This window comes from Mycobacterium aquaticum, from assembly GCF_002086485.1.
Lineage (GTDB): Bacteria > Actinomycetota > Actinomycetes > Mycobacteriales > Mycobacteriaceae > Mycobacterium > Mycobacterium aquaticum.
Map to the genome: position 1 here is coordinate 1 of NZ_MVHF01000032.1, position 23150 is coordinate 23150.

Sequence of the window (23150 nt, forward strand, 5' to 3'; positions counted from 1 at the left end):
TGCTCGGGGGTGACGACGTCCATGATGACGCCGCCCTTGAGCATCTCAGCCATCCCGCGCTTCACGCGCGCGGTACCGGTCTGATTCGTTGCACCGTTCTGCACCGCGGTTTCCACTGCTATCTCCTCCAGATTTCTACTGATTCAGTCTAATCGAGCTGCCAAATCCATGGAATCCGCATCAACGGATGGCTTGCAGCTCGCGGTGCGCGGGTCCCCGCGTGCTCGTCTGCCCATCGGATGCCTGTTCGGCCAGGTCAACGGCCTGCTCCAACAGCTCACCCAATTGCAACGGATACACGGTCTCCCCGCCGGCGACCAACTCGGCGATCATTGTTGCATCGCACCAGCGGTGGCCGTGGATGTAATGCCGTTCCAGGGTGGTGCGGCCCGACGCAGAGGGTTCGAACCGCGCCGTGCGGTGGATGAAGAAGTACTCCTCGCTGCGGATCACCGATGCATTGAAGTCGATCACCGCGTCGCGGCGCCATACCGGTCCGATCAAGGTTGCCGGGTCCACGCGCAGGCCGGTCTCCTCGGCGAGTTCCCGCACCGCGGCGGCAAGCAGGTCCTCCCCCTGCTGCACCGCGCCCCCGACGGTGAACCACCAGCGCGGCGCCGGTTTATCCGGTGCGTCGATCGCCGGGTCGCTGCCCCGCAGCAGCAGCACCTCGCCGGACTCGTCGAGCAGCACCACGCGCGCGGACGTGCGGCGACTGACGGGACCCGCAGCGGTGCTCGACGCGTCGGCGCGCTCGGCGATCTCGAAATAGGTCGGCAGCGCAGCGGTGCCGCCCAGTCGCAGGGTGCGCACGGCGGGTCGTTCGCGCAGCGCCAGGGTGTCGCGGACGGCGTCGTTGTGGAAGCGGCGCGCCAGCAACACCCGTGCCTCGGCGTCGGCCAGCTCGGCCACCAGTGCCACCGGCAAGGAGGCCGGGTCGACGGCTGCGAGCGCGGCGGACAGATCATTCTCGGCGGTTTCGCGGGCTGACCGCGGGGCGCGCTCCGCGGCGTCGGCGAGAGCGGCCAGCCGTCTGCCCTGTGGACCGCCCGCATACGCGTCGACGGCGACGGCCCGGGCCACCACGGCGCGGCGCGCCAGAGCGCTGTCGAGGGCCTGCCAGGACAGGTCGTAGCGCACGTGCAGCCGGTCCAGTCGGTTGGCCGTCTGGAACGCCCACATCCCCACCAGCAACAGCACCACGACCAGCAGAATCGCCAGGCCGACGAGAATTTCCGCGGTCATGAAGCCGAACCTTTTGCCGCGGCACTGCGGGCCGGGGTTCCGGCGACGCGCACCTTGGTGCCGGCTCCCGCGACGGTTTCGTACACCCGCATGATCTCGCCTGCCACCACCGACCAGTCGAACCGGCCGACGTACTCGGTGGCCGCTGCGATGTAGCGGGCCCGCGCCGTGTCGTCCGCGAGCATCTCGATCAGGTCGTCGGCCAGCGCGTCGGCGTCGTCCACCGGCACCAACCGGCCCACGCGACCGTCATCGAGAACGCGCCGGAAGGCATCCAGATCGCTGGCCACCACGGCTGTGCCCGCGGCCATCGCCTCGACGAGCACGATGCCGAAGCTCTCGCCACCGAGATTCGGGGCGCAGTACACATCGGCGCTGGCCATGGCCGAGGCCTTGGTGGCGTCGTCGACCTGGCCCAGGAACCGCAGATGCGACGCCAGGTCGCCGGCCTGTTCGCGCAAGGCGTCCTCGTCGCCACGTCCGACGATGAGGATCTCGACGTCGCCGAACCGCTCGACCAGTCTCGGCAGGGCGCCCAGCAGCACGGCCATCCCCTTGCGGGGTTCGTCGAACCGGCCGAGGAACAACACCGTGCGGCCCGGGCGCGGATAGCCGTCGAGCACCGGCGCGTCGGCGAACGACGCCACGTCGACCCCGTTGGGGATCTCCACCGCGTCGGATCCCAATGCCTCCATCTGCCAGCGCCGGGCCAGATCGGACACCGCGATGCGGCCGACGATCTTCTCGTGCAGCGGACGCAGGATGCCTTGGAACACCGACAGCGTCAGCGATTTCGTCGTCGAGGTGTGAAACGTCGCGACGATCGGTCCCTCGGCGATGTTCAGGGCGAGCATCGACAGGCTCGGCGCGTTGGGCTCGTGCAGATGCAGCACGTCGAAGTCACCGCGCAGCAGCCACTTCTTGACCATGCGGTGAGTGGCGGGCCCGAACCGCAATCGGGCCACCGAGCCGTTGTACGGGATCGGGACGGCCTTGCCGCCCGACACCACGTAGTCGGGCAGCTTGACATGCGGCGACGAGGGCGCGAGAACACTGACCTCGTTGCCGGCCTCGCGCATCACCTCGGCGAGTTGCAGCACATGGGATTGCACGCCGCCGGGCACGTCGAAGGAGTACGGGCAGACCATCCCGATTCGCATGGCTTCAGTTCCGTCGCTTCTTCGCGCGGGCGCTCATCAGGTGCCCAACCGGGCGCGGCGCTCGTCGGAGAGGTCAGCGACCCACTGCGGCTGCAACATGTGCCAGTCGGCCGGGTGCGCGGCGATGTTCTTCGCGAACTGATCGGCCAGCGCCTGCGTGACGAGCCCGACGTCACCCGAGGACGTGTCGAGCGGGTCGAAGATCTCGACGACGCAGTCGTCGCCGTCGTAGTGGACGTGCGTCGGGTACAGCGGCGCGCCCGTCTCGATGGCGAGCTTGGCCGATCCGGCAGGCATCCGGGTGAGTTCGCCGAAGAAGTCGACCTCTACACCGCTGCGGGTCAGATCCCGCTCGGCCATCAGACATACGAACCTGTTGTCGCGCAGGCGCTCGGAGAGCAACTCGAACGGCGGCCGTTCCCCTCCGGACAGCGGGAACACCTCAAAGCCGAGGCTCTCGCGGTACTCGATGAAGCGCCGGTACAGCGATTCGGGCTTGAGCCGTTCGGCCACGGTGGCGAAGGTGCCGTACTTGCTGACCAGCCACACCCCGGCCATGTCCCAGTTGCCGCTGTGTGGAAGCGCGAGAATGCCGCCGCGGCCGGCGTCGTGCCCGGCCTTGAGCTTGTCCGCGCCGACCACCACCTCGTCGAGGCGCCGGGCGACGGCAGGCAGGTTCATCGACGGCAGCCGAAATGCCTCGCGCCAGTACCGCGCATAGGACGCCAGCGATTCCCGCATGAGTTCGTCGGGCACGTCGGCCGGTGCCACCCCGATCACGCGGGCCAGGTTCTTGCGCAGTTGGTCGGGTCCGCCGCCGAGTGACGCATACCAGGCGCCTGCCTCGAACATGTTGCGGGCCAGCAACTCCGGCATGGTGCGCACCAATTGCCAGCCCGCCGCGTAGCCCATGTCGGTCATCTGTCCGCGCAGCGGGATCCGGCTGATGATCGTCACAGTTCGCTCTGCTCGTTCGACTCGCTGGGCTGGGACGGGTTGAGCGGCTCCATGGCGCCGGGCGAGGTGCGCACCGCGTGCAGGCGCTGCGCGACGGTGACGATGCTGGCCACGGCGAGCAGCCACATGGCGACGTCGACGAGCCAGGGCATGTGCAGGAACGGCACGCCGGACAGTCCGGCACCCACCAGGACGATCACCAGGCGCTCGGGGCGTTCGATGATGCCGCCGTCCCCGCGCAGGCCGCTGGCCTCGGCACGGGCCTTGATGTAGGAGATCACCTGGGAGGTGACCAGGCAGATCAGCGTGGCGACCACCAAAGCCGGATTGCCCAGACCGAACGCCGCCCACCACACCAGGCCGGCGAACACAGCGCCGTCGGCGATCCGGTCGCAGGTGGCGTCGAGCACCGCGCCGAACCGGGTCCCGCCGCCGCGCTCGCGGGCCATGGCGCCGTCGAGCATGTCGGCGAGCACGAACACGAACACCGCGAAGGCGCCCCACCACAGCTGGCCGATCGGGAAGAGCGTCAGGGCGGCCGTGACCGAGCCTGCGGTGCCCACGATGGTGACGATGTCGGGGGTGAGGCCCGCGCGCAGCGCGGCCTTGGCCACCGGACGGGACAGCTTGACGTAGGCGGCCCGGCTCATCAGGAACAGGTTGCTCACTGCTGAACTCCCGCCGGACCAGGCTGCTTGGCCCATTCCGTGGCCAGCAGCACCCGCGTCTCGCGCAGCAACTGCGGAATCACCTTGGCGCCGCCGATGATCGTGATGAAGTTGGCGTCGCCGCCCCAGCGCGGCACCACATGCATGTGCAGATGTTCGGCCAGCGAACCGCCCGCCGACGTGCCCAGGTTGAGCCCGACGTTGAAGCCGTGCGGCCGGGACACCGCCTTGATGACGCGAATCGCCTTCTGCGTGAACGCCATCAGCTCGGCGCTCTCCTCGGCGGTGAGGTCCTCCAGCTCCGACACCCGCCGGTAGGGCACCACCATGAGGTGTCCGGGGTTGTACGGGTACAGGTTCAGCACCGCGTACACCTGTTCCCCGCGGGCCACCATCAGGCCGTCCTCGTCGGACAGTTCCGGGATGTCGGTGAACGGTTCCGACGACCCGGCAGACCCGACCTTGTTGTCGCCCTTGACCGCATCGGCGATGTAGCTCATCCGGTGCGGGGTCCACAGTCGCTGCAGATGGTCGGGGTCGCCGACACCGTGGTCGACGATCCTCCGCTCGTCCGGATCCGTCACGTCGGGGCTACCTGGCTCTTCGCGCAAGCGCCCATCGCGGTTACCGCGTTGACCAATTCGGCTGTCGGAACAGCATTCTCGCGCCGCTCGATCCATTCGGCGATGGCGTCGAACGCCTGCTCGCGGGGCACCCCGTTGATCTGGGTACGGTCCCCGAAGCGGAACGAGACGGCACCTGCCTCCACATCCTTGTCCCCCGCCAAAAGCATGAACGGCACCTTCTGGTTGGTGTGGTTGACGATCTTCTTGGCCATCCGGTCGTCGCTGGCATCCACCTCGACGCGGATGCCACGCGACTTCAGCTGCGCGGCAACGTCGTACAGGTAATCCAGGTGCGCGTCGGCGACCGGGATACCGACCACCTGCACCGGCGCGAGCCAGGCCGGGAACGCGCCGGCGTAGTGCTCGGTGAGCACCCCGAAGAACCGCTCGATGGACCCGAACAGCGCCCGGTGGATCAGCACGGGCCGCTGTCGGCTGCCGTCGGCGGCGGTGTACTCCAACTCGAACCGGTCGGGCATGTTGAAGTCCAGCTGGATGGTCGACATCTGCCAGTTGCGTCCGAGCGCGTCCTTGACCTGCACCGAGATCTTGGGCCCGTAGAACGCCGCGCCGCCCGGGTCGGGCACCAGGTCCAGTCCGGAGGCCTCGGCCACCTCACGCAGGGTGTTGGTGGCCTCCTCCCAGATCTCGTCGGAGCCGACGTACTTCTCCGGGTCCTTGGTGGACAGTTCCAGGTAGAAGTCGTCGAGGCCGTAGTCGCGCAGCAGGTCCAGCACGAACTGCAGCAGCCGGGTGAGCTCGTCGCGCATCTGGTCGCGCGTGGTGTAGATGTGCGCATCGTCCTGGGTCATGCCGCGCACCCGGGTCAGGCCGTGGATGACGCCGGACTTCTCGTAGCGGTAGACGCTGCCGAACTCGAAGAGCCGCAACGGGAGTTCGCGGTAGGAGCGGCCCCGGGACCGGAAGATCAGATGATGCATGGGGCAGTTCATGGGCTTGAGGTAGTAGTCCTGCCCCGGCTTGCGGACCGAACCGTCCTCGTTGAACTCCGCGTCGATGTGCATCGGCGGGAACATGCCGTCGGCGTACCACTCGAGGTGCCCCGAGGTGATGTAGAGGTTCTCTTTGGTGATGTGCGGGGTGTTGACGAACTCGTAGCCCGCCTCCAGGTGCTTGCGGCGCGAGTAGTCCTCGAGCTCGCGACGCACGACGCCGCCCTTGGGATGGAAAACCGGTAGGCCCGAACCCAACTCGTCGGGGAAGCTGAACAGGTCGAGTTCCACGCCGAGCTTGCGGTGATCGCGGCGCTGCGCCTCCTCGATGAGCTCCAGGTGCTTGTCGAGGGCTTCCTGGGATTCCCACGCGGTGCCGTAGATGCGCTGCAGGCTCGCGTTGTTCTGGTTGCCCCGCCAGTAGGCCGCGGAGCTGCGGGTCAGCTTGAATGCCGGGATGTGCTTGGTGGTCGGGATGTGCGGGCCGCGGCACAAGTCGCCCCAGACCCGTTCCTTGGTGCGGGGGTTGAGGTTGTCGTACGCGGTGAGCTCATCGCCGCCGACTTCCATGACATCCGGGTCACCGGACTTGTCGTCGACCAGCTCCAGCTTGTAGGGCTCGCCTGCGAGTTCCCGACGGGCTTCGTCCTTGGACGCGTAGACCCGCCGGTCGAACAGCTGACCGTCCTTGACGATCTTCTGCATCCGCTTCTCGAGCTTCTCCAGATCCTCGGGCGTGAACGGCTGCGGGACGTCGAAGTCGTAGTAGAAGCCGTCGACGATGGGCGGCCCGATCCCCAGCTTGGCCTCGGGGAAGAGATCCTGCACGGCCTGCGCCAGCACATGGGCACACGAGTGCCGGATGACGCTGCGGCCATCCTCGGTGTCGGCGGCCACCGGCGTCACCTCGACATCGGTGTCGGGCACCCAGGACAGGTCGCGCAGCCGGCCGTCGGCGTCGCGCACCACCACGACGGCATCGACGGCACCGCGCTGCGGCAGACCCGCCTCGCGGACCGCCGCCCCGGCGGTGGTCCCGGCAGCGACCCGGATCGGGGCTGCGGGGGCGGAGCTGGCGGCGGCGCTCATCGGGGACTCTCCTATGGTTGCGGGGCGCAATACGATCGCGACCATGCTATCGGTGGGGCGACCCGCGCCCCGAGCCCGATGGGGTCAAGGCTGCCCAGGTTTGAGCCGCACAAACAGCGCCTCGGCCTCCGTGAGCACATCGTCGCCGTCGTGCAGGCGTCCGACGACGTAGATCTTGCGCCCGTCGATGCGGTCGATACCCGCTTCGACCTGCAGTTCTTTCTCGATCGGCACGATCTTGCGGTAGTCGACGTGCAGGTAGGCCGTGCGCTGATAGGGGTTGCGAGTCAGTTTCGCCGCGGTGAAGCCGAGCAGCGAGTCGAACAGCAGTGCCAATTGCCCGCCGTGCACCGCGCCGTTGCGGCCGAGGTGGAACCGCCGGAAGTACGCAGTGCCCGCGATCCGCTCGTCGGGGGTGACGTGCAGCTGCGTCGGCACCGTCGAGATGCTGCCGCGGTTGGGCAGATCCATGCGCCGGCCCGACGGTGAGTTCCATTCGTCGGCGTCGTACGGCGCCAGCAGGGCCGACACCTTCTCGATCAGGTCGGCGGCCTCGGAGATCACCGCGTCGGGTGCATCGGCGGCCTTGGCGTGATCCTGCAGCGTGCGAACGGCCTCCACGAAGCGGCCGTAGTCGGGTCCACCACGGGTCGTGGGATCCGGCGGGTTGAACCCTCCACCGGGGTGCGCGCTGTCAGTGGACACCCCGCCACCGTATTGCCTGCGGTCACCCGACCCTGAGGTGACATGGTGGTGCGCGTGAAACTGAGCGACCCACCAGCTGCCCCTCGCACGGTGAACCTGCGCGTCGTCACCGTCTCGGTGCTGGCCGCGGGCCTGCTGAGCGGATGCACCGACGTGGTGTCCGGCGCTGCCAATCGCGCGCAGTCCCACCCCGTCGTGCCCGCCCGGACCCTGCTGCTTGCCGAGGGCACCCGGACGCCGGCCGGGCCCGCCTCGCAGATTCCGGTCGGGACGAGTTACTTCACCGCCGCACAGCCCCAGGAATGCACGGCGGCAACCCTGTTCCTCGGTTCGCCTCTGGTTCCGCCCGGCGCAGCCGATCACGCCGAGACCGGGTACCGCACGTCCGGCGGGGTGATGATGGCCGAGACGGTCAGCACCTACGAGGAGGACCTCGACATTCCCACGGTGGTGCGTGACGGGTCGAGCGCGGTGTCGAGTTGCACCACCAACGCCGTGGGCATCTCACCGACCGGACCGTCCCGGGCGATGCGGCTCGACGCGGTGACCACGCCCGCCGACGGCGTGCTGACGTGGACGATGACGCGGCCGGGGTGGAACTGTGATTACGGTCTTGCGGTGACTGCGCGTGCGGCACTTGTGCTTTCGGTCTGCGACTACCAGCCGGGATTTCAGATGGGCGATTGGGCCAAGCAGCGCCGCGACCAATTGATGAAGCAGAACGTCTGAGTCATCCCGCGGCAGTTCACTTGCCGGACGCCCGTTGCAGGTGCGCCGTGCACGCGCAGCTGTCAGACTCCCGCCATGACCGACGTCGCACAGAACGCGCCCACCAACGAACGCAGTCGCACCGGCCTGTCTGTCGACGCCCTGCGGCGCGGCATCGTCGACCACCTGCGGTACTCGATCGGCCGTCCGGCCGCCGCCCTGCGCCCGGCTCACTACTACCGCGCCCTGGCGCTGGCCGTGCGGGACCGCATGCAGGACAACCGGGTCGCGTCGACCCAGACGTCGCTCGACCTTGGCCGCAAGGTCACGTGCTATCTGTCGGCCGAGTTCTTGATGGGACCGCAACTCGGCGCCAATCTGCTGAACCTGCAGATCGAATCCGCCGCCCGCACCGCACTGGCCGAGCTGGGGCAGGATCTCGACGCGGTGCTGGCCTGCGAGGAGGAACCCGGTCTGGGCAACGGCGGCCTCGGCCGGCTCGCGGCGTGCTATCTCGATTCGCTTGCGACGCTGGAACGCCCGGCGATCGGTTACGGCATTCGCTACGAGTTCGGCATCTTCGACCAGGAGATCCACGACGGCTGGCAGGTCGAGAAGACCGACAACTGGCTCGACAACGGAAATCCCTGGGAGATCGCCAAACCCGATGTGAACTACGAGGTGAACTGGGGCGGTTTCGCCGAGCACTACACCGACGAGGCCGGCCACGACCGGGCGCGGTGGGTGCCGGGGCGGGTGATCAAGGGCGTCGCCTACGACACGCCCATCCAGGGTTTCGGCGTGAAGACGTGCAACGTGCTGACGCTGTGGAGCGCCCGGGCCGTCAAGTCGTTCGCCTTGGAGGCATTCAACACCGGGGATTACTACAAGGCCGTCGAAGACGAGGTCACCTCCGAGACCGTGACCAAGGTGCTCTACCCCAACGACGAGCCCGAGGCAGGCAAGCGTCTGCGTCTGCTGCAGCAGTACTTCTTCGTATCCTGCTCACTGCAGCACGTGCTGCACATTCTCGACGACCTGGCCGACGCCTCGGTGCACGAGCTTCCCGAGCGGTTCGCGTTGCAGCTCAACGACACTCATCCGTCGATCGGGGTGGCCGAGCTGATGCGACTGCTGGTCGACGAGCGACAGCTGAGCTGGGAGGAGGCGTGGGACATCACCGTCGCATCGTTCGGCTACACAAACCACACGCTGCTGCCAGAGGCACTGGAGACCTGGCCGCTGGCCATGTTCGGCGAATCGCTGCCGCGGCACCTGGAGATCATCTACGAGATCAACCGCCGCTTCCTCGACGAGGTGGCCGCCAAGTTCCCGGATGACCCTGACCGCCTGCGCCGGATGTCGCTGATCGGTGAGGACAACGGCAAGAGCGTGCGGATGGCGCACCTGGCCACGGTCGGCAGCCACGCCGTCAACGGTGTCGCGGCACTGCATTCGGAACTGCTGAAATCCAGTGTCCTCAAAGACTTCTACGAGCTGTGGCCCGAGCGGTTCTCCAACAAGACCAACGGCGTCACCCCACGTCGCTTCCTGGCGTTGGCCAATCCGGGACTGCGCAGCCTGCTCGACGACACCATCGGCGACGGCTGGCTGAGTGACTTGACCAAGCTGCGTGGGCTGGAGGCCTACGCCGACGATCCGGCGTTCCGCGCGCAGTGGCGCGCGGTCAAGCGTGACAACAAAGCTCGGCTGGCCGCTTACGTCGCTTCCACCGCAGGCGTCGACCTGGACCCCGACTGGCTGTTCGACATCCAGGTCAAGCGCATTCACGAGTACAAGCGCCAGCACCTCAACGTGTTGAACATCGTCACGCAGTACCATCGCCTCAAGCAGAATCCCGGGCTGGACATCGTGCCGCGCGCCTTCGTGTTCGGCGGCAAGGCCGCACCCGGTTACTTCATGGCCAAACGAATCATCAAGCTCATCAACGCCGTCGGCGAGACGGTCAACAACGATCCGGAGGTCAACCGGTTCCTCAAGGTCGCCTTCGTGCCGAACTTCAATGTGCAGAACGCGGAGTTCATCTACCCGGCTGCCGATGTCTCCGAACAGATCTCGACCGCGGGCAAGGAAGCCTCGGGCACCGGCAACATGAAGTTCATGATCAACGGCGCCCTGACCGTCGGCACCCTCGACGGTGCCAACGTCGAGATGCGCGACGAGGTCGGCGCCGAGAACTTCTTCCTGTTCGGTCTCACCGTCGACGAGGTCGAGCGGATCAAGCGCGACGGCTACCGACCGTCGGACTATGTGGCGGCCAATCCCGAACTCGCGGCGGTCCTCGACCTGATCGCCGACGGCACCTTCTCCCACGGTGACACCGAGGTGTTCCGCCCGCTGGTCGACAATCTGCGCCACGACGATCCGTTCCTGGTACTGGCCGACTACGACTCCTACGTCGAATGCCAGGAGCGAGTCAGCACAGCGTGGCGGGATACCGAGGCGTGGACCCGCATGTCGATCATGAACACGGCCCGCAGCGGCAAGTTCTCGTCGGACCGGGCGATCACCGAGTACTGCGACGACATCTGGGGCGTCATCCCGGTCACCGTCACGGATTAGGGCTGATCGCCGGCAGGCGCACCCAGCGCCTGCCGTACCACGGCCCGATCCAGCTGGTAGGACAGGATCGCGAGGGTGAACAACCCCATCGACAGGTTGACCAGGGCCCCGAAGCCTTCGGTCGCGAAATCGACCAGGGCGTTGAGAAACGTGAACGTGAGTGCGGCGTTGCGCAGCCAGCGCAACGGCCACACTCGCTCGGTCCGATTGAGCCCCGCCATCGCGGGCACCGCCATGAGCAGCGTCAGCACCGCGCTGGCGAGCAGGATCACCGCAGGCGGGCTGGTGCCCGCGAGCCGGAACGCGACGACGTGTTCGCCATAGAAATCCGGGAAATACCTGCCGATCACGATGCGCAGCATCTCGAAGACGAGGGCGACACCGGCTCCGGCGATCAGCAGCCAGCCCACCCAGGGCACCCAGTTCGGGCTGCGGAACACGTCCGGGATCAGCCGCGGCAGCCACCGCTGCAGTCGGTAGAGCCGGTCCGGCGCGCGGCCGGCACCGACCAGCAAGTCCCGGAGTTGTCCGGCCGTGTCTGCGTCGGCCCCCTGAGACTGCGCCTTTTCGACGAGTGCCAGCGCGATCTCGCGGCGGTGGTCGGCCAGCCCGCGCGCCACCCCGTCGGCGGCGATGGACGCGGCCGAGGCCAGGCATTCCCGTGCCGTCAGCGGCCGCAGCCCGCGAATCACCCTGGCTCCCAGCAGGATGAGAACCACCAGGATGTACATGATCTCGGCGGCCGGGCCGTAGAAGTAATCGTTGTCCTTGGTGACGAACTTGCCGACTTCGTCGAGGAACAACCCGAATCCGACCCCGCCCAGCACCACGCACACGATGCGGGCGCCGAACCCCAGCACCATCCAGCCGATCACCAACGCCAGCATCATCAACGCACCGCCCCACAGCGCGTGCGCGATGTGCAGGTTGCCGCCGCCGATCTGTGGGTAGCCCGTCAGCCGCAGATACAGCCGGGTCAGCAGGATCGTCGCGATGGCGATGAGGACGAACGACTCTGCCGACGTCGGGCCGACCGCGTTGCGGGTGATCAGCCCACGCGCGGGGCGGGGGTGGTAGTCCATCGTTTCTCCGATCACGGCGCGTGCGCGTTGTGCAACCGATCATGCGACGTTGGGACGACCGGGGCGCGGCCGGGGTGCTGATCGTCGCCGTGATCTGGTGACTATTCAGTACCGAAGGCGAAAACTGTTGTCGAATCGTAGGTTTGGCCAGGATTGAGGGCCGTCGACGGGAAACCCGGTTGGTTCGGCGAGTCCGGGAAATGCTGCGTCTCCATCGTGAACCCAGCACCTTGGCGGTAGACGTGGCCGCTGGTGCCGGTGAACGCGCCGACCAGGAAGTTCGAGGTGTAGAACTGCACCCCGGGCTCGGTGGTGGAGACGGTGAGGGTGCGCCCGGTCTGGGGATCCTCGGCCTTGGCGGCCTGCACCAGGCCGGCGTTGCCGCGGTTGATCACCCAGTTGTGGTCGTAACCGTGGGCCAGCAGCAGCTGCGGGTCGTTGGCGGTGATGTGCGCGCCGATCGGCGTCGGTGACGTGAAATCGAACGGCGTGCCCTTCACCGGGGCGATCTGGCCGGTCGGGATCTGGGTGGCATCGGTCGGGGTGTAGCTGTCGGCATTAATGGTGAGCTTGTGGTCGTAGATGTTGAGCGCGTCCTCCCCCGCCAGGTTGAAGTAGCTGTGATTGGTCAGGTTGACAACGGTGGGGGCATCGGTGGTCGCGTGGTAGTCGATGCGCAGCTGGTTGTTCTGGTCCACCGTGTAGGTAACCGTGGTGGTCAGCGCTCCCGGATAGCCCATTTCGCCTGCCGGACTGAGGTATTGGAGCTTGAGGCCGACGGTGCCGGTGCCGTTCTGCGGGGTGGCCTGCCACACCTTCGAGTCGAATCCGACGGTGCCGCCGTGCAGGCTGTTGCCGTTGTTGTTGATCGGAACCTGATGCTGCGCACCGTTGAGCGTGAAGGCTCCCTTGGCGAGCCGGTTGCCGTAGCGGCCGATGATGGCACCGAAGTAGGTCTTGGCGTCGCCGGTGTTGTCGAGGTAGCCCTGCAGAGTCGGGAAACCGAGCACGACGTTGTTGGCGTGGCCGCTGCGGTCAGGGACGTCGATCGACTGGATGATGCCGCCGTAGTTGAGGATTCGCACCTGCATGCCGTGCCCGTTGGTGAGCGTGTAGCGGGTCACCGGGGTGCCGCCCACCTGGCCGAACGCCTCGTCGGTGATCGACGGCGCCGGTGCCTGCGCCGGTTGCTCGCTGCTGTCCCCGCCGCTGCTGGTCGTGGTGCTGCACGCCGTCAAGCCCGCGACACCGGCGATCGCCATCAGTCGAAGTAAACCCCGTCCCCGCATGACCCTCCCCGGTCTCAGCGAATTCACGTGTGTACAAGCATTGTCCGCGCGCCACGCGACCGGGACACGGTTTTCGGGCGGATCGCCGGCGGCCCGCGTCGTCGCACCGCGGCTGTCCCGCAGGTCACCCGGGGTTTCTCGGCGGTGACAAGAATGCGGAATTCGTACGGCGGTTCGGCCGTGTTCGGGCCGCGACGCCCGCTCAGCGCACCACGACCGGGCTGGGCTCACGAGGAGCTCCCAGCAGGTCGCGGTGCGACGGCGGGACGCGGCCGCCTTCGTCGGTGATGCCGCAGCGCCGCGCGAGCTCGGCGCCGATGACGGTATGGCCGGACAGGTCGGCCAACTCGGGATCGTGATAGAGCGCGTGGATCAGATGCCCGGTGAATTCCGGGGTTTCGGCGTGCTCAGCGGTTTTGGCGAGGGCCTCGGGATGCCCGGTGAACGCAGCACGCAGCTTCTCGGTGAGCAGGATCCCCATCCAGATCGACACCGTGGCCACGCCGGTGCCCCGGAAGTCGACAGCCATGTCGGCGGCGAGTTTGTCCAGCCCGGCTTTTTGCGCCCCATAGGCGGGGCCGTGCATGTAGCACACCGACCCCGGCGACGAGGTGAAGGCGATCAGCCCCTTGTCCGCGGCGAGCAGCAGCGGCGCGGCGTACCACGATGCGATGTAGGCCGAACGCAGCCCGACATCGAGCACGTCGGCCAGCGCGATCGGCTTCTCCCAGAACGGCTTCGGGCTGGTCAGCTCATCGTGGACGGCGGCCGCGTTGTTGACGAGCAGATCCAGCCGGCCATGCTCGCGCGCGATCCGTTCGAACAGTGCGCCCACGGCCGCGTCGTCGGAATGGTCGAGCGGCACCGCGATGACGCCGTCCGCGTCGGTCACGGTCCGGCCCGTGCCGTACACCTGCCAGCCCGAGGAGATCAGCGCGGCGGCGATGCCCCGGCCCGCGCCGCGGCTCGCCCCGGTGACAACGGCAACGCGCTCGTCCATGGCCCCGAACCTACCCGGCCGGTTTTCGACTGCTCCGCGAGCGTGAATGCCCTGCGAGGTTGACGCGAATTTTTCGCAGTGGCTTCACATTCGCGGACCGGCGTAGCGTCTGCTCTGACAGGACCGCCACAGATCGGAGCCCCACCATGCGCCTCTCCACCCGCAATCAACTTGCCGGCACGATCGTCGAGGTCAGCTTGGGTACCGTGATGGCCACGGTGAAGGTCCGCCTCGACGGCGGCGACCAGATCGTGACGTCCTCGATCACCCGGGACGCCGCGGTGGATCTGGGACTGCAGCAGGGGCAACCCGCGACGGTGTTCATCAAGTCCACCGAGGTGGCCATCGGCGTCGAGTGACGCCGATGGCTCGTCGCTATTTCCCGAACCCCGCCTTACGCAGCGCATCGGCCATCGAGCCTGACGGCGGATTCGGTTCGCGGCGCCGCGAGTCATTGCCGCGGCCCCGCGACTGATTGCCGCGAGCCTGGTTGCCGCCACGATTGTTGCCACCACCACGGTTCTGGTTGCCACCACGGTTGTCCCCACCGCGCTCAGGCCGCTTACCCTGGTCGCGCTCGGGGGTGTCGTTGAGGCGCAGCGTCAGACTGATCCGCTGCCGGTCGACGTCGACGTCGAGCACCTTGACCCGCACCACCTGGCCTGACTTGACCACCTCGTGAGGATCGGAGATGAAGCGGTCGGCCATGGCAGAGACGTGGACCAGGCCATCCTGGTGCACGCCCACATCAACAAAGGCGCCGAACGCAGCCACATTCGTCACCACCCCTTCGAGGACCATGCCGGGCTTGAGGTCACCGACCTTTTCCACCCCGGCGGCGAAGGTGGCCGTGGAGAATGCGGGACGCGGGTCGCGTCCCGGCTTCTCCAGCTCACCCAGAATGTCGGTGACCGTCGGAATACCGAACCGCTCGTCGGCGAAGTCGGCGGGTTTGAGCGCCCGCAGCGAGCGTTCGTTGCCGATCAGCTCGGCCAGCGTCACCCCGGAGCGGTCCAGGATCCGGCGGACCACCGGGTAGGACTCGGGGTGGACGCCGGAGGCATCCAGCGGGTCTTCCCCGTCGCGGATCCGCAGGAACCCGGCGCATTGTTCAAAAGCCTTGGGGCCCAGGCGAGGAACGTTGAGCAGTGCCTTGCGGCTGCGGAACGCTCCCGCGCTCTCGCGGTGCGCCACGATGGCAGCGGCCAGCGATTCGGTGACCCCGGACACCCGCGCCAGCAACGGCACCGAGGCGGTGTTGAGGTCCACGCCCACCGCGTTCACGGCGTCCTCGACGACCGCGTCGAGGCTGCGCGCCAGCGAGCCGGGTGTGACGTCGTGCTGGTACTGCCCGACGCCGATGGACTTGGGGTCGATCTTCACCAGCTCGGCCAGCGGGTCCTGCAGTCGGCGCGCGATCGATACCGCGCCACGCAGCGTCACGTCGAGCTCGGGCAACTCCTGTGCGGCGTACGCCGACGCCGAGTACACCGAGGCCCCGGCCTCACTCACCATCGCCTTGGTGGGCGCGGGAGCACCGGCAGCGCGGATGTCGGCGATGAGTTCGGCTGCCAGCGCGTCGGTTTCACGCGACGCGGTGCCGTTGCCGACCGCGATCAGCTCGACGCCGTGTCGCGCGACCAGGGCGGCCAGGGTGGCCTTGGCCTGATCCCACTGCTTCTGCGGCTGGTGCGGGTAGATCGCGCAGGTGTCGACCACCTTGCCGGTGCCGTCGACGACGGCCACCTTCACGCCGGTGCGGAAGCCCGGGTCGAGCCCGAGTGTCGTGCGGGTGCCTGCGGGAGCGGCCAGCAGCAGGTCCTTGAGGTTGCGGGCGAACACGGCCACAGCCTCGTCCTCGGCCCGCTGCCGCAGGCGCATCCGGGCGTCGACGGCAGCCGAGATCATCAGCTTGGCCCGCCAGGCCAGCCTGACGGTGGTCGCCAGCCACGGTGTGGCGGGGGCGTTCGCCGCCAGGTCGATGCCGAGCGACTTGGCGATCATGGCCTGGTAGATCTCGTCGTCACCGCCGTCGAAGGTCAGCGCGAGTGCCTCTTCCTTCTCGCCGCGCAGCACGGCCAGCACGCGGTGTGACGGCATGTTCTCCAACGGCTCGGAGAACTCGAAGTAGTCACGGAACTTCTGGGCTGCAGGGCTTTTCGCGGCCTCCTCCGACCACGGAGCGGTGCGCAGCGCCCCGTCGGCCCAGAATTTCTCGCGGGTGGCGCCGACCAGTTCGGCGTCCTCGGAGGCCCGCTCGATGATGATGTGGCGTGCGCCCTCGAGGGCGGCAGCGGCGTCGGCGACGTTCTCGTTGAGGAACTCCGCGGCCAGTTCGTCGGGGACCAGTGCCGGGTCGGCCAGCAACCGGTCGGCCAGCGGTTCCAGGCCCGCTTCCTTCGCGATCTGGGCCTTGGTGCGCCGCTTGGGCTTGTAGGGCAGATAGATGTCCTCCACCCGCGCCTTGGTGTCGGCCGCGAGCAAGGCCGCCCGCAGCTCGTCGGTGAGCTTGCCCTGCTCCTCGATGGACGCCAGCACCGCATCGCGACGCTGATCGAGCTCCCGCAGGTAGGTGAGGCGTTCCTCCAGCGTGCGCAGTTGGCCGTCGTCGAGACTGCCCGTGACTTCCTTGCGGTAGCGGGCGATGAACGGAACTGTCGCGCCCTCGTCGAGCAGTGCGACGGCAGCTGCCACCTGGCGCTCTCCGACGGCGAGTTCTTCGGCGATGCGTGCGGTTACCGACTTGACGGCGCTCTGTGTCACGTCGGAGGACCCTACCGAATCTCGCCGACAACCCCCGGCGAGGCGGGTGGGTGTTTCTGATCGGTTAAAAGCACGCGCAGCTCTTGACGTGAGCCACGCCACAGCGTAAACATTCACTACTAAACCTTTAGAAATGAATCAATCGATCGAAGGCATCCACATGACCGTCCTGCCAGAAGCCACGCCCGTGACCGTCCGCCGCAACCCCGAATCAGCACCTTTGATCAGTGCCGGCGATCTGCCACCGGCTGGGCAGTTCATCGACGGCGCATTCCGCCCGAGCACCTCTGAGGCCACCCTCGACGTGGTCGACCCGTGCCACGAGACCGTGCTCGCGCAGGTGCCCGACGGCACCGCCGCCGACGTCGCGGTGGCCGCCACCGCAGCGCGCGCAGCCCAGCCCGCGTGGGGAGCGCTCACCCCCAAAGAACGTTCGCTGATCCTGCTGCAGATCGCCGACCGCGTCGCCGAGCACCACGACCTGCTGGTCAACCTGGAATCGGCCAACACCGGTAAGCCCTTCGAGGTGGCCCGCGACGACGTGGCGAGCACCATCGACACCTTCCGGTTCTTCGCCGGTGCGGCGCGGGCCATCACGTCGCAGGCTGCAGGCAACTACGCCGCCGACCATCTCTCGGTGATCGTCCGCGAGCCGCTCGGTGTGATCGGCGTGGTCACGCCGTGGAACTACCCACTGCTGATGGCGGCGTGGAAGATCGCCCCGATCCTGGCGGCGGGAAACAGCCTGGTGCTCAAGCCATCCGAGATCACGCCGCTGACCACGTGCAAGTTCGCCGAACTGGTCGCCGACCTGCTCCCCGCCGGCGTGCTCAACATCGTCACCGGCACGGGCCCCGTCGTGGGCGCCGCACTGGCCGAGCACCCCGGCATCGACATGATCGCGTTGACCGGGTCGGTCAACAGCGGCAAGGCCGTCGCGCGGGCCGCCGCAGAGTCGCTCAAGCGCGTGCATCTCGAACTCGGCGGCAAGGCGCCAGTCGTCATCTTCGAGGACGCCGACCTACCCGCGGCGGCGTCCTCGATCCGCGCCGCCGGCTACTGGAACTCCGGGCAGGAGTGCGGTGCCGGATGCCGCGTGCTGGTGCACGAGTCGGTCGCCGACGCATTCGTCGAGCATCTGGTCAAGGAGGTCAGCTCGTTCACGGTCGGGGAACCCGGCGCCGGTGACGACGTCGAGATCGGCCCGCTGGTCTCGCGCCCCCACTTCGACCGGGTCCGCGGTTACCTCGAACGGGCCAAGGACGCGGGTATCCGTGCGGCCGTGGGCGGTTCGGCCCTCGCCGGCCCCGGCTTCTTCATCGCGCCGACCGTGCTGGTCGGCCTCGACAGCGACGCGGAAGCCGCGCGCGAGGAGATCTTCGGTCCCGTGGTGACCGTCGAGACCTTCAGCGACGAAGACGAGGCCGTCACCCGCGCCAACGCCACGGCATATGGACTGTCGGCCTCGGTGTTCACCGAGAACGCCAAGCGCAGCCATGACATCGCCGGCAAGCTCGACGCGGGCACCGTATGGGTCAACTCCCATCTGGTGCTGGCCACCGAAGCGCCCTGGGGCGGCTTCAAGGGCTCCGGATACGGGCGCGACCTGTCGATCTACGCGCTCGACGACTACTCGCGCACCAAGCACGTCATGCACAACCACGGCCGCTGATTCGGAAGGTAAAACGCGATGCCCACCCACAACTACGCCGTTCCGCCGATCAGCTACGCCACCTACCAGCCGTGGACGAACTGGGGTGGAAACCAGACGTGCACACCCGCTTTCACCGTCTCGCCACGCGACGAGCAGGAGGTGCTCGACGCCGTCCGGTTCGCGATCAAACAGAACCTGCCGGTCCGGGCGGTCGGAGCCGGCCACTCGTTCACCCCGATCGTCACCACGGGCGGCATGCTGATCAACACCGACGCCCTGACCGGGGTGACCGACGTCGACGTCGCCCGCAACCGGGTCCGGCTGCGCGGCGGCACCCGCATAAAGGACATCGGTGATCCGTTGTGGGAGCGCGGACTGTCGCTGACCAACCAGGGCGACATCATCGAGCAGTCGATCTCCGGCGCGCTGGCCACGGCGACCCACGGGTCCGGAATCCGGCAGACCAGCTTCTCCGGCCGATTGCGCTGGGCCCGAATTGTCAACGGCCACGGGGAGATCGTCGAGGTCGGCGAGGACGACCTGAACAAGCTGCTGGCCGCCCAGGTTGCGCTCGGCACGCTCGGCATCATGACCGAGGTCGAGTTGGAGGCCTCGCCGCGCTACCACCTCGCCGAGGAGGTCAGTTACCCCCACTGGGACGAGATCAAGGCGAACCTCGCCGACAACGTCGCCAACCTGCGGCACTACTCGTTCCTGTGGTGCCAGACCGAAGAGTCGCCCGCACTCTACGAATTGCCCTGTCCGGAGGGGCTTCCCATGACCAACCGCGCGTACCAGAAGATCTACCGTGAGGTCGAGATCGCCGAGCCCGACGGCATCAGCACCATACCCGGCGCCCGGGTCGACCGGTCCTACCGGATCTACGACATGGGCGGTATGACGCTGCCGTTCCACGAGCTCGAGTACTACGTGCCGGCCGAACACAGCCTCGAAGCCATCGAGGCACTGCAGCAGCTGATCCTCACGAAGTACCCGAATGAGCTGTACCCGATCGAAGTTCGATGGGTCGGCCCCGAAGACGGCTACCTCTCCCCCTTCTACAAGCGCGAGACCAACGTGCTGTCGGTCTCGGGACATCCGGGCACCGACTACTGGCCATACCTGCGCGACGTCGACGCCCTGCTCGAAGACTTCGACGCCCGCCAGCATTGGGGCAAGCTGCACTTCCTGACCCGCGACCGTATCGAGAAGCAGTACCCCGAATACGACAAGTTCGTCGCCGTGCGCCGCGAATTCGATCCCAACGGCGTCTTCCTCAACGACAGCCTGCGTCAGCTCGTCGGCTGACCTGTTCCCCCATCGTCGAAAACCAAGGAATACCACCATTGTCCACTCCCAAGAGCTCCGACGACGAAATGCTCGCCGAGCTCGGCTATAAAGCCGAGCTCGACCGCTCGTGGTCGGGCTTTCACAACTTCGCCATCTCCTTCTCCGTCATCTCGATCCTCAGCGGCCCGTTCATCAGCTTCTTCATCGGCTGGAACAATGGCGGTCCGATGGCCATCAGCTGGGGCTGGCCGATTGTCAGCGCGCTGATCCTCATCGTGGGACTGTGCATGGGCGAACTGGTCTCGGCCATGCCCACGTCCGGCGGCATGTACTTCTGGGCCGCAAAACTGGGCTCGTTGCGCTCCAGTTATTTCACCGGCTGGTTGGATTTCCTCGGCCTGCTGGCCATCGTGGCCGCAGTGTCCTACGGCGCGGCCAGTTTCATCGACATCACGATCTCCGCCTACAGCCCCACCTGGGCCGCCGGCTATTCGCTGACCCGGGTGTTCCTGATCTTCATCGGGGTACTCGTCATCGTCACCCTGCTGTCGATCTTCTCCAGCCACCTGCTGGCCATCTTCAACAGCATCTCGGTGTGGTGGCACGTCGTGGGCGTCGCGGCGGTCATCGCGATCCTGATCTTCATCCCCGACCACCACGCCAGCGTCTCTGACGTTTTCACGCAGCGGATCAACAACACCGGCATGTTCGGCGGCAGCACGTCCAACCTCGGGTTCCTGTTCCTGGTGCTACCGCTGTCGATGATCCTGCCCCAGTTCACCGTCACCGGGTACGACGCGTCGTGCCACATGTCGGAGGAGACCGTCGGCGCGGCGGGTTCGGCGGCCAAGGGCATCTGGCAGGCCATCCTGTACTCGGCGATCGGCGGCTGGATCCTGCTGCTGAGCTTCCTGTTCGCCGTGCAGGACCCCGCCGCGGTCAGTGCCGGTGGCGGCTCGGTGGTGACGGTGCTGAACCAAGCGCTGGGCGCCCCGTGGCTCGGCATCGTGTTGGTGATATCGACTGTCGGACAATGCTTCTGCGCCATGGCGTGCATGACCTCGACCACCCGCATGCTGTTCGCGTTCAGCCGGGACGGCGCTGTCCCCGGTGCCCGGTTCTGGACCCGATTGAACAGCAGGAACGTCCCGCTCTACAGCGTGGCCCTGGTCGCTGTGCTGGCCGTCGTGCTGACGCTGCCCGCGCTGGTCGAGGTCGACGTCAACGGAGCTCCGGTTCCGGTGGCCTTCAACGCCGTTGTCTCGATCGGTGTCGTCGGGCTCTATCTGGCCTTCGCGATTCCGATCTACCAGCGCTGGCGCAAGGGTTCTGCCTTCAAGACCGGCAGCTGGAATCTGGGCCGGAAGTACAAGTGGCTGTGCGCGATCGCCGTCGTCGAGATCGGGATCACCACCGTCATCGCCATGCTGCCCACGTCGTCGGGCGGTGTGCCGTGGAACGAGAGCTTCGAGTGGAAGTACCTCAACTACACGCCGTTGGTCGTCGGCGGCACCCTGCTCGCGTTGCGGCTGGCCTGGCAGGTGCGCGTCAAGCACACCTACACCGGTCCGCGCAGCACCATCAATCTGCCGGCAGGTGTCGGATCGGCTGACGAACTGGAGATCGAATACGAAGAACACCATCCCGGTCACCACCCTCACCACGGGTCGCACCCCGAGGCACCCGCCGCCGCTAAGGCTCCCGCCGGGCCGTGGGAATGAGGGCCCGGCGTTGACGACGCCGCCGGCCACACCCCGCCGGGCACCGTCCCGGCGGGGTCGCTGATGTTAGCCTGCGGCTACGAGGACGGTGAGTGAGCACGATGGCTGTAGCAGAAGACGATCTGCCTGCGCTGCTGGATCGCGTCGCAGGGGTGGTCGGAGCCCGCATGGACGAGCTGTTCGAACTCGTCGAGATCGTGCACCGGCGCGTGAGCGAGATCATCGACGGATTCGCCGAGCGTCACCGGACTCCCGACCGGGCCGCGTTGGCATCGGTGCGACCGCTGCTGCAGGAACTCCTCGCCGCCGACCAGCCACTGCTCGAAGGGTTCGACATGGCGTTCGGGTCGGACACCTTGAGCGACGCGACCCGGTGGCTGGAGTGCTGGCGCCGTGACGCCGACGGCAACTCCTACTTCGTCAAACACATCCTCAACCCCGATGCCGTCGGCTTCTACGATTACCAATCCCACGATTGGTTCACCGCGCCCATCGCCGCAGGCCATCCCGTCACCACCGGACCCTACATCGATGTCGGCGGAATCGACGTCTGCACAATCACTTTGGGGATTCCCCTGAAAGCCGCGTCCGGAGGCACAGCGGTCATCGGTGCCGACCTGTCGATCCCCGGGCTGGAGGCACTGATGTTGCGGGCCTTGAACACCCGCCGCCATCAGGTGGTGCTGCTCGCCGCCAACGAGCGCGTCGTGGTGTCCAACAGTGCCCGCCATGTCACCGGATCGCGGCTACGGCTTGCCGATTCGGAACGCATCGCGCACTCCGTGCCGGTTCGCTCGCGGGACCCCGAGCGCCTGCCCTGGCGGATCGTGGCGCTGCCATGACGCAGGCTGCCCAACCTTCCGGCGTCACAACGCCTTCCGACGCGACCCGCGGCAATTCGTTCTCCCTCGTCGCGCAACTGCGCACCAACGAGGCCAACGGCGCCGACCGTGCCGATCAAATCGCCCACCAGCTGGAGACCGCGATCGCCGTGGGGCTCATCGGCTACGGCGAAATGCTGCCCGCCGAACGGGAACTCGCGGCGCAGTTCGGGGTGGCCGTGCTCACCCTGCGGGCCGCCCTGGCGTCCCTGCGCGACCGGGGCTTCATCCAGACCAGACGCGGCCGCGGTGGCGGCAGCGTGGTGTGCGACGCCGGTGTGGTCACCGAGGCGGAACGCCGCCGCCGGTTGCGCGAACGCAGCACCGAGGATCTGCGCGACCTGGGCGACCTGTCGGACAGCATCGCGACCACCGCCGCGCGGCTGGCCGCGGCCCGGTCCGACCACGCCGATCAGACTCGGCTGCAGAACCTGGCCGACAGTTTCCGGTCGGCCACCACCCCGCAAGACCGCCGCAAGGCCGACAGTCGGTTCCACATCGGCCTCGCGGTGGCCGCCCAGTCCAATCGGCTCACCACGGCCACCGTGCAGGTTCAGGGCGAAGTGGCACCGCTCCTGTGGGCGTCGGACCCCGCGGGACAGCTCTTCGAATTCGAGCAGGCCGAGCGCGACCACGCCGCGATCCTGGAGGCGATCGTGCGCGGCGACGAAACCGCGGCCGAGGCGGCGGCGCTGCGGCATTGCCTGCACGAGACCGAAGCCATGATCAACACCCACCTCGATCTCGTGATGAGCGAACCGGACTCGTGAAACCGG

Annotated in this window: 19 protein-coding genes and 1 pseudogene; 8 read left to right on the forward strand and 12 right to left on the reverse strand. The window is 67.4% G+C overall.

The annotated features are described in order from the left end of the window. The 8 genes and pseudogenes from BST13_RS38360 to BST13_RS25695 all read right to left on the reverse strand — a co-directional run. Nucleotides 1–116, reverse strand: a pseudogene (locus BST13_RS38360) (pyridoxal 5'-phosphate synthase lyase subunit PdxS); the annotation flags it as partial. A 64-nt stretch (nucleotides 117–180) separates the two neighbouring features. After that, nucleotides 181–1245, reverse strand: a complete 1065-nt coding sequence (locus BST13_RS25665) for an NUDIX hydrolase (protein WP_083166892.1) — start codon at nucleotides 1243–1245, stop codon at nucleotides 181–183. Further along, nucleotides 1242–2405, reverse strand: coding sequence for a glycosyltransferase family 4 protein (locus BST13_RS25670; protein ID WP_083166893.1), 1164 nt, complete (start codon nucleotides 2403–2405; stop codon nucleotides 1242–1244). Before BST13_RS25670 ends, BST13_RS25665 begins: the two co-directional genes overlap by 4 nt. Before the next feature lie 36 nt (nucleotides 2406–2441). Then, the gene (locus BST13_RS25675) at nucleotides 2442–3362 is read right to left on the reverse strand and encodes a phosphatidylinositol mannoside acyltransferase (protein WP_083166895.1); all 921 of its coding nucleotides are present in this window, start codon (nucleotides 3360–3362) and stop codon (nucleotides 2442–2444) included. Continuing rightward, a complete protein-coding gene (gene pgsA, locus BST13_RS25680) occupies nucleotides 3359–4030 on the reverse strand; it encodes a phosphatidylinositol phosphate synthase (protein WP_083166896.1) in 672 nt (223 codons plus the stop codon). The genes BST13_RS25675 and pgsA overlap by 4 nt, the downstream gene beginning before the upstream one ends. Continuing rightward, entirely contained in the window at nucleotides 4027–4614 is a 588-nt protein-coding gene (locus tag BST13_RS25685) for an ATP adenylyltransferase (protein ID WP_083166897.1), read from the reverse strand. The genes pgsA and BST13_RS25685 overlap by 4 nt, the downstream gene beginning before the upstream one ends. Beyond that, nucleotides 4611–6698, reverse strand: coding sequence for a threonine--tRNA ligase (thrS, locus tag BST13_RS25690; RefSeq protein ID WP_083166899.1), 2088 nt, complete (start codon nucleotides 6696–6698; stop codon nucleotides 4611–4613). Before thrS ends, BST13_RS25685 begins: the two co-directional genes overlap by 4 nt. Nucleotides 6699–6782: 84 nt before the next feature. Beyond that, nucleotides 6783–7403, reverse strand: a complete 621-nt coding sequence (locus BST13_RS25695; RefSeq protein WP_083166900.1) for a PaaI family thioesterase — start codon at nucleotides 7401–7403, stop codon at nucleotides 6783–6785. A 54-nt stretch (nucleotides 7404–7457) separates the two neighbouring features. On the opposite strand from BST13_RS25695, the gene BST13_RS25700 reads away from it, so the two are divergent. Then, on the forward strand, nucleotides 7458–8132 hold the full coding sequence (locus tag BST13_RS25700; protein ID WP_425437054.1) for a hypothetical protein: 675 nt from the start codon (nucleotides 7458–7460) through the stop codon (nucleotides 8130–8132). A gap of 75 nt (nucleotides 8133–8207) precedes the next feature. Continuing rightward, a complete protein-coding gene (locus BST13_RS25705) occupies nucleotides 8208–10694 on the forward strand; it encodes a glycogen/starch/alpha-glucan phosphorylase (RefSeq protein WP_083166903.1) in 2487 nt (828 codons plus the stop codon). Here the strand turns inward: BST13_RS25705 and BST13_RS25710 are convergent. The 3 genes from BST13_RS25710 to BST13_RS25720 all read right to left on the reverse strand — a co-directional run bounded on the left by BST13_RS25710 (nucleotide 10691) and on the right by BST13_RS25720 (nucleotide 14065). Continuing rightward, complete coding sequence (locus BST13_RS25710) at nucleotides 10691–11776, reverse strand: hypothetical protein (protein ID WP_083166905.1); 1086 nt, start codon at nucleotides 11774–11776, stop codon at nucleotides 10691–10693. The two genes, BST13_RS25705 and BST13_RS25710, sit on opposite strands and share 4 nt — an antisense overlap. A 101-nt stretch (nucleotides 11777–11877) precedes the next feature. Then, on the reverse strand, nucleotides 11878–13038 hold the full coding sequence (locus tag BST13_RS25715) for an aldose epimerase family protein (protein ID WP_245839798.1): 1161 nt from the start codon (nucleotides 13036–13038) through the stop codon (nucleotides 11878–11880). A 229-nt stretch (nucleotides 13039–13267) separates the two neighbouring features. Continuing rightward, nucleotides 13268–14065, reverse strand: a complete 798-nt coding sequence (locus BST13_RS25720) for an SDR family NAD(P)-dependent oxidoreductase (RefSeq protein WP_083166908.1) — start codon at nucleotides 14063–14065, stop codon at nucleotides 13268–13270. A 146-nt stretch (nucleotides 14066–14211) separates the two neighbouring features. Here BST13_RS25720 and BST13_RS25725 point away from each other — a divergent pair, with 146 nt between their 5' ends. Beyond that, nucleotides 14212–14424, forward strand: a complete 213-nt coding sequence (locus BST13_RS25725; protein ID WP_083166909.1) for a TOBE domain-containing protein — start codon at nucleotides 14212–14214, stop codon at nucleotides 14422–14424. Between the two features lie 16 nt (nucleotides 14425–14440). On the opposite strand, the gene BST13_RS25730 is transcribed toward BST13_RS25725, so the two are convergent. Continuing rightward, the gene (locus BST13_RS25730) at nucleotides 14441–16828 is read right to left on the reverse strand and encodes a Tex family protein (protein WP_083166911.1); all 2388 of its coding nucleotides are present in this window, start codon (nucleotides 16826–16828) and stop codon (nucleotides 14441–14443) included. 133 nt (nucleotides 16829–16961) lie between these two features. Here BST13_RS25730 and BST13_RS25735 point away from each other — a divergent pair, with 133 nt between their 5' ends. The 5 genes from BST13_RS25735 to BST13_RS25755 all read left to right on the forward strand — a co-directional run bounded on the left by BST13_RS25735 (nucleotide 16962) and on the right by BST13_RS25755 (nucleotide 23144). After that, the gene (locus BST13_RS25735) at nucleotides 16962–18500 is read left to right on the forward strand and encodes an aldehyde dehydrogenase family protein (protein ID WP_245839799.1); all 1539 of its coding nucleotides are present in this window, start codon (nucleotides 16962–16964) and stop codon (nucleotides 18498–18500) included. Nucleotides 18501–18518: 18 nt separating this feature from the next. After that, nucleotides 18519–19790, forward strand: coding sequence for a D-arabinono-1,4-lactone oxidase (locus BST13_RS25740; protein WP_083166912.1), 1272 nt, complete (start codon nucleotides 18519–18521; stop codon nucleotides 19788–19790). A 68-nt stretch (nucleotides 19791–19858) separates the two neighbouring features. Continuing rightward, on the forward strand, nucleotides 19859–21493 hold the full coding sequence (locus tag BST13_RS25745) for an amino acid permease (RefSeq protein WP_083166914.1): 1635 nt from the start codon (nucleotides 19859–19861) through the stop codon (nucleotides 21491–21493). Between the two features lie 101 nt (nucleotides 21494–21594). Next, on the forward strand, nucleotides 21595–22335 hold the full coding sequence (locus BST13_RS25750) for a cache domain-containing protein (protein WP_142282834.1): 741 nt from the start codon (nucleotides 21595–21597) through the stop codon (nucleotides 22333–22335). Beyond that, nucleotides 22332–23144 (forward strand): FadR/GntR family transcriptional regulator, encoded by an 813-nt coding sequence (locus BST13_RS25755; RefSeq protein WP_083166917.1) that lies wholly within the window; start codon nucleotides 22332–22334, stop codon nucleotides 23142–23144. The genes BST13_RS25750 and BST13_RS25755 overlap by 4 nt, the downstream gene beginning before the upstream one ends. Nucleotides 23145–23150: the final 6 nt, after the last annotated feature.